Below are 13,317 nucleotides of genomic sequence, written 5' to 3'. Positions count from 1 at the left end.
GATTAAACAAAAATAGTTAGATTATGAAATGGAGAGGTAGACGTCAAAGTGACAACGTAGAAGACAGAAGAGGAATGTCGGGCGGTGGAAAAGTAATTGCTGGTGGTGGTGCTATCGCAATTGTTTTTTTTCTTGTAAAAATGTTTTTTCCAGAAGCAGCACCATTTGTTGATACCATTCAACAAAGTCAAGGTGCTCAACAAACAGAACAAGTTGAACAAAGAGAACTTACTCCTGAAGAAAAAGAAATGGGCGAATTCGTTTCAACCGTTTTTGCTGACACAGAAGATATTTGGACCAAAATATTTGAAGATAACAATTTAGGAACTTACGAACAACCAAAAATGGTATTGTTCACAGGTTCAGTTGAAACTGCTTGTGGAGGTGCAAGTTCTGCTTCAGGTCCATTTTATTGTCCTGGTGATAAAAAAGTGTACATGGATTTAGCCTTTTTTGAAGAACTGCGTACTCGTTTTGGAGCAAAAGGTGGCGATTTTGCTATAGCTTATGTAATTGCTCACGAAGTGGGGCATCATGTTCAAACAATTCTTGGGACTTCAGGAAAAGTTAGAAAATTACAACAAACTAAAAGCGAAGCCGAAGCTAATAAATTATCCGTTTGTTTAGAATTACAAGCCGATTTTTATGGTGGATTATGGGCACATTACAACCAAAAATACTTAGAAGAAGGTGACATTGAAGAAGCGTTAAGTGCTGCACATGCTGTAGGTGACGATGCTATTCAAAGCAAAATGCAAGGTCATGTTGTTCCGGATTCTTTTACACATGGCTCATCAGAACAACGCATGAAATGGTTTATGAAAGGCTTTAAATCTGGCGATATTCGATTAGGCGATACTTTTGCAGAAGAACTATAATCATTTTGAAAATTGAAGCACCAGAATCTGACTATTTGTACATTCAAGATTCTCAAATAACAAATGCTGGAAAAGGTTTATTTACAGCAATTGACATTTATCCAAATGAAATTATTTCACTTTTTAAAGGAGAAATTTTAACCGATAAAGAAGCTCAAAAAAGAGTTTTTGAAGGTAAAGACCGCTATTTCATTAACATGTTAGATGGTTCCATATTGGATTCTATGAATGTGGATTGTTTTGCTAAATATGCTAATGATGCAGAAGCTTTCTTTAAATTAGAATTCAAAAATAATTCCAAAATCACATTAGACGATGATGATAATGTTTGCATCGTAGCTACAAAGAAAATCAAATCCCAACAAGAGATTTTTTGTAGCTATGGTGTAAAATATTGGAAAAAACATAAATAATTCAAATCTATTCCCTTTTAAACTATTTTTTTTGTAATTTTGTTTAACTTTTTTAATTAATTTTTAAACAAAATGGATGTTTCGTGCAAAAAAGACTTCACTGATATTGAAATTGATAGAATAATTGAAATGGCTTGGGAAGACAGAACGCCATTTGATGCAATAAAATTTCAATTTTCTCTAAATGAGGCTGATGTAAAAGCGTTAATGAAAAAAGAACTTAAATTCAGTAGCTACAAACTATGGAGAAAAAGAGTTGAAAATTGCAAAACGAAACATTTAGCCAAACGAGTTGAAGGTATTGATAGATTCAAGTGCAAACTTCAAAGAGCTATTACTAACAACAAAATTTCAAAAAGATAAAATGAAAAATAAAATTCCTGATAATGTAGTTTTTTCTGAAGAAAATGGATACAATGCAAATGTACTCGCTTATCCTACTAGTGTTGGTTCGCCAGCAATTAAATTGGATAACGTTGTAGATTGGAAAAATATTGGTATTAGAAACGTTAATAGAGAATTCGAAAGTAAGTTTAATGAACTTAAAGCCGAATATGAAAAATTAATGCAAGAATATGAATGGAATGAAATTTTATACAATGCTAAATATTCATTTGAACCAATAATTGGTGAAACCTATCATTTGTATTTAGCTAAAGATGGTTCAAATTTTCTTTCACTAATTCATCCAGATTTCTGGAATAAAGAACACATTGGTTCCTTTAAACTGAATAGCAACAAAAAATGGATTCATATCGATTCCAAACAAGATACTGTTTAAATTATTGAATTCTTCTAGCATTAATAAGAAGAATTCAATAATTTAAACCTCAAACTAGCCTAACCACCCTTCCCTATCCAAACTACGATACTGAATTGCCTCTGCAATATGATGCGATTGAATAGACTCAGAATCCTCCAAATCGGCAATTGTTCTTGAAACTTTTAAAATTCTATCATACGCTCTTGCGGATAAATTCAATCGCTCCATAGCCGTTTTTAATAATTGTAACGAAACCTCATCTAAAGCACAAAATTCACGAATTAATTTACTACTCATTTGCGCATTGTAATGAATATATTCATAATTTTCAAATCGCTGTGATTGTATTTCTCTAGCTTTGGTTACTCGTTCTCTAATAGATACGCTACTTTCAGCTTTTCGAGTTTCAGTTAATTTTTCAAACGGAACCGGTGTGACTTCAATATGAATATCAATTCTATCCAACAAAGGTCCCGAAATCTTACTCAAATAGCGTTGCATTTCTTGAGGAGTAGAACTCACAGGCGCATTCGGATCATTAAAATAACCACCCGGGCTCGGATTCATACTCGCTACTAACATAAATGATGATGGATATGTAATTGTAAATTTCGCTCTGGAAATCGTGACTTCCCTATCTTCTAATGGCTGACGCATTACTTCTAAAACCTCTCTTTTGAATTCGGGTAATTCATCTAAAAATAAAACACCATTATGTGCTAAAGAAATTTCTCCCGGTTGTGGATAACTTCCACCACCAACTAAACTTACACTTGATGCGGTATGATGCGGGCTTCTAAAAGGACGTTGTGCCATCAAACCAACATCTTTAGTCTTTCCAGCTACTGAATGGATTTTGGTGGTTTCTAAAGCCTCTCGCATAGTCATTGGCGGCAAAATACTTGGTAATCGCTTGGCTAACATGGTCTTTCCTGAACCTGGAGGACCAATTAAAATGATATTATGTCCACCTGCTGCGGCTATTTCCATACAACGTTTAATTCCTTCTTGACCTTTTACATCACTAAAATCGTGTTCTGGAAAATTTAAGGTTTTTGAAAATTCTTCGGTTGTATCAATTCTTGTGGGTTCTAAATTTCCTTTTCCTTCAAAAAATTCGATTACTTCGGTAACGTTAGAAACTCCGTAAACATCTAAATCTTCTACAATAGCTGCTTCTTTAACATTTTGAATCGGAATAATCACACCTTTAAAACCTTCTTCTTTGGCTTTAATAGCAATAGATAATGCTCCTTTTATGGGTTGCAAAGTACCATCGAGCGATAATTCGCCCATGATGATGTAATTTTCGATTTCTTTAGAGGTAATTTGGGAAGATGCCGCTAAAATTCCAACTGCAATAGTTAAATCGTAAGCAGAACCTTCTTTTCGTAAATCGGCAGGTGCCATATTTACAATAATTTTTTTTCCGGGAAATTGATAGGAATTGTTTTTAAGTGCGGCTGCAATTCGAAAACTGCTTTCTTTTATTGCGGAATCTGGAAGACCAACTAAATGATAACCGATTCCCTTTTCTGTGTTTACTTCTACCGTAATGGTAGTCGCTTCTACGCCAAAAACGGCGCTTCCGAATACTTTTACTAACATGGCTTATACTATTTAAATGGCTTATATAGATGCAAATATAGAAAAGTTTTTGAAATAAAAAATCCCGATTGCTCGGGATTTGATTTATTTTTTGAATTTTGAGATACCTTCTTTTAACCAAGTTTTATATTCTTCAACATCTGGTGTATAACCTACAGGTTGGTTTAAATTGGATTCATCATGTGCCATTAAGATGTAATATGGTTGAATGTTAGCTTTATATTTTGTAATTGCTAAATCACTCCATTTTTTACCATATGTAGTAATTTCTTTTCCTGATTTAGTTGTATAAACTTCATCTTTAGGTAACTCTTTTCTATCGTCAACGTACAAAGAAATAAGTACAACATCGTTTTTAAGAATATTTAAAATTTCTGGTTTTGCCCAAACTAATTCTTCCATTCTTCTACAATTTACACAAGTTACACCTGTAAAATCAATTAAAACTGGTTTATTTACTTTTTTTGCATATGCTAAACCTTCATCATAATCATGAAAAGCAACGATTTTATGAGGCCCATATTGAGCATGCTCTGGTAATTCTTCTCCTGAACTACTATTTGATTCGATACTATTTTTTGCTCCTACTCCGTTTGGACTTTCACTATATGACATTGGTGGTGGAAAACCACTAATTACATTTAATGGAGCTCCCCATAAACCTGGAATTAAATAAACTGCAAAGGTTAAAGACAATAAACCTAATAATAATCTTCCAACAGAAATATGTGAAAGAGGGCTATCATGTGGCAATGTAATTTTTCCAAAAAGATATAATGCTAAACCTAAAAATAATGCCACCCAAATAGCAATAAAAGTTTCTCTCTCTAAAATATGCCAATCCATAACTAAATCAGCCATTGAGAAAAATTTGAAAGCTAGAGCCAATTCGATAAAACCAAATACAACTTTAACGGTATTTAACCAACCACCCGATTTTGGCAAATTACCCATCATACTTGGGAATAAAGCAAAAATCATAAATGGAAAAGCTAAACCAACTCCAAATCCTAACATGGCAATTGTTAATAAAGTTGCGCCACCATCAGTAGATAAAGCACCTCCAATAACTAACCCTAAAGCAGGTCCCGTACATGAAAAAGAAACAATTATTAAAGTTAATGCCATGAAGAAGATTCCTATCAAACCTCCTTTATTTGAGGCATTATCAACTTTATTAGCTAAACTAGATGGAATAGTAATCTCAAATGCACCCAAAAATGATATCGCAAAAATGGTAAAAACTGCAAAAAAGAATAAATTCAAATAGGGATTTGTTGATACCTCGTAAAAAACATCCTCGCTAATTCCTTCAAAAATATGAAATGGTAATGAAATCAATACATAAATCAATACAATAAAGAAACCATACATTAACGCATTAAATCGTCCTTTCTTTTTATCTCCGTGAGCACTTTGCTTTAAGAAAAAACTTACTGTCATTGGAATCATTGGAAAAACACAAGGAGTGAATGTAACTAATATTCCAGCTAATAGAGTTGCAAGAAATAATAACCATCCATTCTTTTTTTCTTCATTCGGAGCCAAAGTTGATGTAACTTCTTTAATTGGTTTTTCTGCATCTGCTGTTTCAACAGTTGCTGTATCGGTAGTTATTGTTGTTGTATCAGTCGAAATTACATTTGTTGACGCTACATCTTCCACCTTAATTTCTGGCAATTTAAACGTAAACGTAGCATCTTGCTGAATACATTGTTCTTTACAAACTTGGTATTCCACATAAACTTTTACTTCTTTTAATTTTGGATTGGTAACTTTTATGATTTGCTTGAACTGAGCCGTTTTAGCAAAATAATATTCGTCTACCTCAAAAATATCGTTGTATACTTTTTTGTATGGACTTTCTTTGGTTTTCCCAACTAAATCGAAGTTTCCTTTTGCATTTTTGTAGTTGAAAACGGTTGGAAGTGGTCCATTTTCTGGTGTGAATTGCGAATACATGTGCCACTCGTTTTCAATGGTAGCATCCATAACCAATTCAAATTCGGTAGCTGATTTTTGAACTATTTTGGTTTTCCATTTTACAGGATTTATAATTTGACCTTGAGCAAAAAAGGTTAGTAATAATAAAATGTAGGTTAATTTTTTCATTATTTTAATTCGATTTTTATACTATTTTGTGTTGTTTCGTTTGCAATATAGCGATTGTCTGCTCGTTTTCCAATTACCCAAATAATTTGATCTTCCGAACATAATAACCACTGATTTTCTTTATCTAAAAGCGAATATTTTTCGTCTTTAAAATACTTGCTCAATTTCTTTTTTCCATTCATTCCTGATGGATAAAAATAATCTCCTTCTTGCCATTTTCGAATCGTTAATGGAAATTTGATCTTACTTTCATCTACAAATATACAATTGGAAACTGTTTCAAAAATGTTAACTGCTTTACAAAACCTAAGTTTTAAGGGAATATTAACTTTACTTTCTATCGATTCTATGATCAAAACTTCCGAATTATTTGATGATTTTCTCTCGGAAAGGATTAATTTCTCTCGATCTTTCAACAAAACATGGGTTTCAGAAAAAACCTGTTTTCCTGATTGTGCTTCCACCAAATCATAAATATCATTCCAAGCTGAAAATCCGTAATTTTTAAGCCATTGGTACAAATATGCTTTGTAATTTTTGAATTGAAGCAATGAATTCAAATGAATTTCTACTTGATTTTTCTTCTCTTCAACAACTTTCTCATAAACCAATTTTGAAGCATCGTTAACCAAAGATTCTGCTTGGTGCAAATGATGTAAGGTATTTTGAAACGAATCTAAAAATCCTGTATTCAATTCTTTTAAAGTGGGAACAATATTGTGACGTAATTTATTTCTAAAATACTTGTCTGAAGCATTACTAGAATCTTCTCTCCATTGAATTTTATTTTCTAGCGCATAATTTTCAATTTCCTCTCGTGAAAAAGGCAACAATGGACGAATAATGTTTCCATTTTGAGCTGGAATTCCCGTTAAACCTTCTAAGCCAGTTCCTCTTGTAAAATTGATTAAAAACGTTTCTACATTGTCATCCAAATGATGTGCAGTTAAAACATAATCAAATCCAAGTGAAATAAATTCTTGAAACCAATCGTAACGCAACTTTCGAGCGGCTAATTGAATGGAAAGTTTGTTTTCTTTAGCAAATTCGAGTGTGTCAAACGACTCAATAAAATAAGGAATATAGCTGTCTTGGCAAGTTTCCCTAACCAACATTTCATCTGCATCACTCTCTTTTCCACGAAGTTGGAAATTGCAATGTACTATGCAAATATCAAACCTCAACTTGTAAAACAAATCCAACAAAACCATACTATCAATGCCTCCACTAACTGCTAAGAGCAATTTCTTGTCTTTTAGTTGGGCGAAATTTTGTTCGATATGATATTGGAATTTTGTAAGCATTATCAAAAGTAATTAGTAAAAAGGGAAAAGGGATTAGTTTTCTGATAATTTATTTATTAGTGAATTTAGCATTTTTTCAATTTCAATAGACAAATCATTGATTTCTTTACAATCTTCACTTGAAATAAAACCTAAATTTATTGCAATTTCTATTTGCGTTTGACATTCAAACAAAGAACCTCTTGAAATCTGCAAAAATCTTGAATAATCTTTTTTATAATTTCTGCCATAACCTTCAGCAATATTTGAAGGAATAGCGACTGAACTTCTCCTAATTTGTGAAATTAATCCAAACTTTTCACTTTCAGGAATTTTTGATGTTAGAGAATAAACTATTGTAACCCAACTCATCGATTTTTGCCAAACTATTAAATCTCTATAACTTTTCATATTTATTGTTTTTACTTTTCCCTAATCCCTTATTTCTTTTTCCTAGCTTAAAACCTCAAACATTGCCTTTGCCTTCAACAAACATTCTTCGTATTCCATTTCAGGAATAGCTTGAGAAGTAATAGCACTTCCAACAGAAAAAGATAAATATTGATTTTTTGAATTATACAAAATACTTCTAATGACCACATTGAAATCGAAATCGCCAGTTGGTGTAAAATAACCCACCGCTCCACTGTACAAACCGCGTTTTGTTTCTTCTAATTCTTCAATGATTTGCATAGCTGAAATTTTGGGTGCGCCAGTCATACTTCCCATAGGAAAAGTAGTTCTAATAATTTCTACAGGCGAAGTGGTATTTTCTACTTCGGAAACAATGGTCGAAATCATTTGGTGGACTTGTTTAAAAGTATAAATCTGACACAATTCTTCCACTTGAACACTTCCTTTTGTAGCAGTGTGAGATAAATCGTTTCGAACTAAATCCACAATCATGATGTTTTCCGAACGCTCTTTCTCGTTTTGAGCTAAATCAGATTTTAATTGTTCGTCTTGTTCTAAATCGAGACTTCTTTTGGCTGTTCCTTTAATCGGTTGGGAAATGACTTTATTTCCTTCTTTTCGCAAATAACGTTCGGGTGAAGCCGAAAGTAAATATTGGAAATTATTTTTGAAATACAATGCAAATGGTGGTTCCGAAATAGCATTCAACTTTTGATAAATTTCTAAAGGTTCAATTTCAGCATTTTCGGCAAAAAATTCCATACAGAAATTGGCTTCGTAAATGTCGCCACGATGAATGTGTTCGAGCATTTTTGAAACTTTGGAAAGGTAATTTTCTTTTGAGATGCGTTGTTGGATATTGATGATTGATGGGTGATTTTTGATGGATGCGATAGATAAGATTTCTACGAAATCAGCTTCAATTTCGTCATCACACATTCTTAAATATTGAATTTCGACTTGATTTTCTTTGATTAGAAACAACTTTTTAGGTTGAAAGAAGAATAAATCGGGGAATTCTAATCCGTCAAAATTGTTGGAATGTAAAACTTCGGTATCATTTTTTAAATCGTAGGATAAGTAACCAAACAACCAATCTTTCATTTGACTTTGGTACTGATACAAATCTTGAAACGCATTTTCGTAATCGGTTTTAATCGAAGTAAAAGCATCCACCGCCAAAACCGCATCGTAACTCGAATACTTTTGATGATAGGAATTCGAATCTAAAAAAACAACTTCTCTGTGTTGGTTGGCCCAATGTAAAAGTTGGTTTTTAAAGTCGGAAAAACGCGAAATATCTTTTGTAATTACTGTTCTCAAATTGGAAAATTTACTTCGTAAAAGTACAACAAAAAAATAGTTGTTGGAAAATGGTTCAAATGTTAAAATTTGGCACGATTTTTATTCTTGCCTCTACAACTAACCCATTAAAAATTCATTTGTATTGATTCTAAAACTACACGTATTAAAAACAATTAATCAATAACTTAAAATGAATTTTTATGAACAAAAACACCAAAATCGTATTGACTTTACTAGCGCTTGGTTTAGTATTCGCATGTAAAGAATCTGCTGCGTCAGAAGATGCAAATTATGAAGAAGAAGCTGCAACCGATAGCACAAGTGTTGTTTCCTCTTCGGCAGCCGTTGAAAACAAAAACAGCAATCGACAATTTGTCCGAACCGCTGATGTAAAATTTAAAGTCAAGAATGTTGCCAAATCAACTTATGCTATTGAAGATGCAACTACGAAATTTGGTGGATTTGTAACTTATACCAATCTACAAAGTAATATTCACAGCGAAGACCGAACCAAAGTTAGTCAGGATAGTACTTTAGTAACTACAAAATATAAAGTAGATAACAATATCACCATTCGCGTTCCGAATACGAAAATGGATACAGTTATTAAAACCATTGCAAAACAAATTCATTTTTTAGATTATCGCATTATCAAAGCAGATGATGTTTCGTTACAAATGTTATCCAATGAATTAGCCCAAAAAAGAAGTAATTCATCTGAAAAGCGTTTGGAAAATGCAATTGATTCTAAAGGAAAGAAACTGAATCAAGTTGTAAAAGCAGAAGAAACGTTAGATGCTAAAAAAGAACAAAATGACGCTTCAAAATTGCAGAATTTATCGCTTCAATATCAAGTTAATTTTAGTACTTTAACACTAAACATTTACCAAGACGAAAGCATCAAACAAGAAATGGTAGCTAATGAAAAAAGCATCAACGCTTACCGACCAAATATTGGTTTACAAATTTGGGATAGCTTAAAAACGGGTTGGTTTATGTTGGAAAACATTATTTCTTTTGTTATTGTTCTTTGGCCATTTGCCTTGATTGGGTTTTTAGGGTTCTTTGGATATAAGAAGTTTTTAAAAAAGTAAGAAAAAACCATCAGTTTCCTGATGGTTTTTTATATATTTGAAATACTAATATTTTATTTATGAAAAAACTATTTATCATTTGCCTAAGTATTCTATTTTTTACTAATGCTAATGCTCAAGAAAACAGTGAGCTTAAATTTGAAACCAATTTTTACGATGCCATAAATAAATGGGTTGTTTTACCTAAAAAGGATAATGATAGCTTATATACTTATGGTTTTATTTATATTGATATTTCTGCTGGAATTACATTTAATTTAGGTGGAAGCTTTTTTATTGATAAAAACAATAAATACATTGGTGAGGCACAGCCAGCCTATCAGATGATAATAAAAAGATTAGATAATCCAAACATTGTAAAAATGTCAATTTTGGGTGATGATAAAGTTAAAGAACTTAATCTAACTAAAGAACCTGATTGGTTAAGTAGTTATAAGTTTTCAGAGGATTCAGTTGAAAATTTAAAACAATTAGGCTACCACTTTAATCATGTTGGTGCTTGTGAAAAAGCTTTATTGTATTTAAATAAAGGTTATCAAAAAGAACCCCATCATAAAGGTTTAGAATTCGAAATTGCTTATGCACACAATCATTTAGGACAATATGATAAATCAATTCCAATTTTAGAAAAGGCTTTAAAAAACGATTCTAAAAATTATTCTTTTTATAGAGAATTAGGATATGCCTATTCTAAACTAAATAAATTAGACATGGCGGAAAAAACATATAAAAAAGGAATTAGTTTGTCTGATAGTAATTTTGAAAAATCGGAGATGGCAGTAAATATGGCTCAAGGATATTTCTTAATTAAGAATAAAGCTAAGTTTGATGAATGGGCAAAAATAACTAAAACATATGCCGAAAAAGGTTCTCAATATGCTCAGTATATTGATTTTTTTGAAAAAGAATGGAATAGTAAAAGGTAAAAATATTTCGCTATATTTGAAATTACTAACCAAAAACTATTCAAATTATGAAAATTGCAACTATTATTGTTCGAGTACTTTTAGGAGCTATGATGCTTTTTGCTTCTATTTCTTATTTTTTCAACCTAATGGGAGAACAACCTGAACCAACTGGAGATTTGGCTACATTAATGGCTGGATTTATGGCTTCAAAATACATTTTTCCTGTAGCAAAAGCTATTGAATTAGTAGCAGGATTAATGTTAGTAAGTGGTAAATTTGTTCGACTAGGAACTATCATTTTGTTACCCATAAGCATCAATATTTTTCTAATTCACGTAGTTGTTACAGGTGCAGATATTCCAATGGCAGCAGCCATTTTATTTGCTAATGTGTTTTTAATTTATGCTAATTGGGATGGTTTTAAAGAAATTGTAAAACCATAATTTTAAAATAAAACTAATAAAAAAATCCCAAACTCAATTGAATTTGGGATTTTTCATATAATGACTTTTCTTTTTACACGTGTAATGCTCTGTTATCAGTTGCTGCTAATGCTGCTTCTTTGATAGCTTCTGCAAACGTTGGGTGTGCGTGAGACATTCTTGAAATATCTTCTGCACTTGCTCTGAATTCCATTGCTGTAACAGCTTCTGCAATTAAATCAGCACATCTTGCACCAATCATATGAACTCCTAAAACTTCATCTGTTTTGGCATCAGCTAAGATTTTTACAAATCCGTCAGTATCGCCACCTGCTCTAGCTCTTCCTAATGCTTTGAATGGGAAACTTCCTGCTTTGTAAGCTACACCTTCTGCTTTTAATTGCTCTTCTGTTTTTCCAACAGCGGCAACTTCTGGCCAAGTGTACACTACACCAGGAATTAGATTATAATCGATATGAGGTTTTTGACCTGCTAAGATTTCAGCTACCATTACTCCTTCTTCTTCCGCTTTGTGTGCTAACATAGCTCCACGAACTACATCACCAATTGCATAAACATTTGAAGCTGAAGTTTGTAAATGATCGTTTACTTCAATTTGACCTCTATCGGCAACTTTTACTCCTGCTTTTTCAGCGTTTAATCCATCTGTGTAAGGACGACGACCTACAGAAACTAATGAATAATCTCCTTCTAACGTGATGATTTCTCCTTTAGCATTTTCTGCTTTTACCGTTACAACATCTCCAGCTCTTTCTACCGATTGCACTTTGTGAGACGTGTAGAATTTCATTCCTTGTTTTTTCAATACTTTAGTCAATTCTTTTGATAAAGCAGCGTCCATTCCTGGAATGATTCTGTCCATGAATTCTACTACAGAAACTTGCGCTCCTAAACGTAAATATACTTGACCTAATTCGATACCGATAACACCACCACCAATAATTACTAAGTGTTTTGGAACTTCTTTCAGTTTCAAAGCTTCAGTAGACGTGATGATTCTTTCTTTATCTAATTTGATAAAAGGTAAGCTTGAAGGTTTAGAACCTGTAGCAATAATTATATTTTTAGATTCGATGATTTCCGAAGAACCATCTTCTTTAGTCACTTTTACAGAAGTAGCGCTTTCAAACGAACCTACTCCGTTGAAAACTGTGATGTTGTTTTTATCCATTAAGAATTTTACACCACCCGAAGTTTGATCTACAACTGCTTGTTTACGAGCAATCATTTTTTCTAAATTCACTTTTACATCTCCAGAAACTTCAATTCCGTGGTCAGCAAAGTGTTGTAACTCTTCATAATGATGAGAAGATGCTAGTAATGCTTTCGATGGAATACATCCCACGTTTAAACAAGTTCCTCCAAGAGTTGAATATTTTTCAATAATAGCAGTTTTAAAACCTAATTGGGCACAACGGATAGCTGAAACATATCCTCCAGGTCCAGAACCTATAATGGTTACATCAAATTGACTCATGATTTTATATAAAGTTTGTTGTTTGACTTAAATTCGGATACAAAAGTAACGCTTTTTGAATTAATTCTTTGTTACTTTTTTGGTAAATTATTATAGCTTAGTTTAAAGTAAAAGCGGTTGTATATTTTACTTCTCCAATCATAAATGAACTGTGCGTACTTCCAATATGTTGCAAACCGGTAAGCTTCGTAACCATGAATTCACGGTATTCTTCCATGTCTTTAACGTTCACTTTTAAAATATAGTCGTAATCACCACTTACGTGATAACATTCTGAAACTTCAGTTAATTTCACTACTTCATTTTCAAACGTAGTGATGTAGTCTTTTGTGTGTTGGTTTAACTTGATGTGACAAAAAACCACGAAAGATTTGTCTAATTTAACACGGTCTAAAAGCGCTACGTATTTGGTAATCACTCCTTCACGTTCTAGTTTTTTAATACGTTCGTAAACAGCGGTTACGGAAAGATTTAATAATAAGGAAAGCTCCTTAGTTGTCCTTTTAGTGTCTTCTTGCAGAAAACCTAAAAGTTTTTTGTCGATTGCGTCCATTGGTTAGTTGTGTTGTTTGTTTTTTAGTTGTCAGCAAATGTAACTAAAACGAATAAATAACAGAAA

The 13,317-nt window shown here is 32.4% G+C and carries 14 protein-coding genes; 7 read left to right on the top strand and 7 right to left on the bottom strand.

Going from position 1 to position 13,317, the window contains the following annotated elements; translation table 11 throughout:
• Positions 1 to 23 precede the first annotated feature (23 nt).
• From ypfJ to M9Q43_RS04140, 4 genes are all read left to right on the top strand, one after another.
• Positions 24 to 878, top strand: coding sequence for a KPN_02809 family neutral zinc metallopeptidase (ypfJ, locus tag M9Q43_RS04155; RefSeq protein WP_262317710.1), 855 nt, complete (start codon positions 24 to 26; stop codon positions 876 to 878).
• 5 nt (positions 879 to 883) lie between these two features.
• A complete protein-coding gene (locus tag M9Q43_RS04150) occupies positions 884 to 1,291 on the top strand; it encodes an SET domain-containing protein-lysine N-methyltransferase (RefSeq protein ID WP_262317709.1) in 408 nt (135 codons plus the stop codon).
• A gap of 72 nt (positions 1,292 to 1,363) precedes the next feature.
• The gene (locus M9Q43_RS04145; protein ID WP_262317708.1) at positions 1,364 to 1,654 is read left to right on the top strand and encodes a TIGR03643 family protein; all 291 of its coding nucleotides are present in this window, start codon (positions 1,364 to 1,366) and stop codon (positions 1,652 to 1,654) included.
• A gap of 1 nt (position 1,655) precedes the next feature.
• Positions 1,656 to 2,072, top strand: a complete 417-nt coding sequence (locus M9Q43_RS04140) for a DUF2452 domain-containing protein (protein WP_262317707.1) — start codon at positions 1,656 to 1,658, stop codon at positions 2,070 to 2,072.
• Between the two features lie 54 nt (positions 2,073 to 2,126).
• On the opposite strand, the gene M9Q43_RS04135 is transcribed toward M9Q43_RS04140, so the two are convergent.
• The 5 genes from M9Q43_RS04135 to M9Q43_RS04115 form a co-directional block, all read right to left on the bottom strand.
• Entirely contained in the window at positions 2,127 to 3,662 is a 1,536-nt protein-coding gene (locus tag M9Q43_RS04135) for a YifB family Mg chelatase-like AAA ATPase (protein ID WP_262317706.1), read from the bottom strand.
• 84 nt (positions 3,663 to 3,746) lie between these two features.
• Positions 3,747 to 5,774, bottom strand: coding sequence for a protein-disulfide reductase DsbD family protein (locus M9Q43_RS04130; RefSeq protein WP_262317705.1), 2,028 nt, complete (start codon positions 5,772 to 5,774; stop codon positions 3,747 to 3,749).
• A complete protein-coding gene (gene tilS, locus M9Q43_RS04125) occupies positions 5,774 to 7,078 on the bottom strand; it encodes a tRNA lysidine(34) synthetase TilS (protein WP_262317704.1) in 1,305 nt (434 codons plus the stop codon). Before tilS ends, M9Q43_RS04130 begins: the two co-directional genes overlap by 1 nt.
• Before the next feature lie 33 nt (positions 7,079 to 7,111).
• The gene (locus tag M9Q43_RS04120) at positions 7,112 to 7,468 is read right to left on the bottom strand and encodes a four helix bundle protein (RefSeq protein ID WP_262317703.1); all 357 of its coding nucleotides are present in this window, start codon (positions 7,466 to 7,468) and stop codon (positions 7,112 to 7,114) included.
• Positions 7,469 to 7,510: 42 nt separating this feature from the next.
• Positions 7,511 to 8,794, bottom strand: a complete 1,284-nt coding sequence (locus tag M9Q43_RS04115; RefSeq protein WP_262317702.1) for an anthranilate synthase component I family protein — start codon at positions 8,792 to 8,794, stop codon at positions 7,511 to 7,513.
• Positions 8,795 to 8,976: 182 nt separating this feature from the next.
• Here M9Q43_RS04115 and M9Q43_RS04110 point away from each other — a divergent pair, with 182 nt between their 5' ends.
• The 3 genes from M9Q43_RS04110 to M9Q43_RS04100 are packed head-to-tail and all read left to right on the top strand — an operon-like array spanning position 8,977 to position 11,221.
• Positions 8,977 to 9,870: a DUF4349 domain-containing protein gene (locus M9Q43_RS04110; protein ID WP_262317701.1), complete on the top strand. Its 894-nt coding sequence runs from the start codon at positions 8,977 to 8,979 to the stop codon at positions 9,868 to 9,870.
• A 59-nt stretch (positions 9,871 to 9,929) separates the two neighbouring features.
• A complete protein-coding gene (locus tag M9Q43_RS04105) occupies positions 9,930 to 10,796 on the top strand; it encodes a tetratricopeptide repeat protein (RefSeq protein ID WP_262317700.1) in 867 nt (288 codons plus the stop codon).
• 47 nt (positions 10,797 to 10,843) lie between these two features.
• Positions 10,844 to 11,221: a DoxX family membrane protein gene (locus M9Q43_RS04100; RefSeq protein ID WP_262317699.1), complete on the top strand. Its 378-nt coding sequence runs from the start codon at positions 10,844 to 10,846 to the stop codon at positions 11,219 to 11,221.
• 73 nt (positions 11,222 to 11,294) lie between these two features.
• On the opposite strand, the gene lpdA is transcribed toward M9Q43_RS04100, so the two are convergent.
• The gene (lpdA, locus tag M9Q43_RS04095; protein ID WP_111567049.1) at positions 11,295 to 12,698 is read right to left on the bottom strand and encodes a dihydrolipoyl dehydrogenase; all 1,404 of its coding nucleotides are present in this window, start codon (positions 12,696 to 12,698) and stop codon (positions 11,295 to 11,297) included.
• A 97-nt stretch (positions 12,699 to 12,795) separates the two neighbouring features.
• A complete protein-coding gene (locus M9Q43_RS04090; RefSeq protein ID WP_262317698.1) occupies positions 12,796 to 13,251 on the bottom strand; it encodes an Lrp/AsnC family transcriptional regulator in 456 nt (151 codons plus the stop codon).
• Positions 13,252 to 13,317 lie beyond the last annotated feature (66 nt).

The sequence above is a fragment of the Flavobacterium odoriferum genome (assembly GCF_025499515.1).
GTDB classification, from domain to species: domain Bacteria; phylum Bacteroidota; class Bacteroidia; order Flavobacteriales; family Flavobacteriaceae; genus Flavobacterium; species Flavobacterium odoriferum.
Note: the sequence above shows the minus strand (reverse complement) of the source record. Positions and strands in the feature narration are given on the sequence as shown.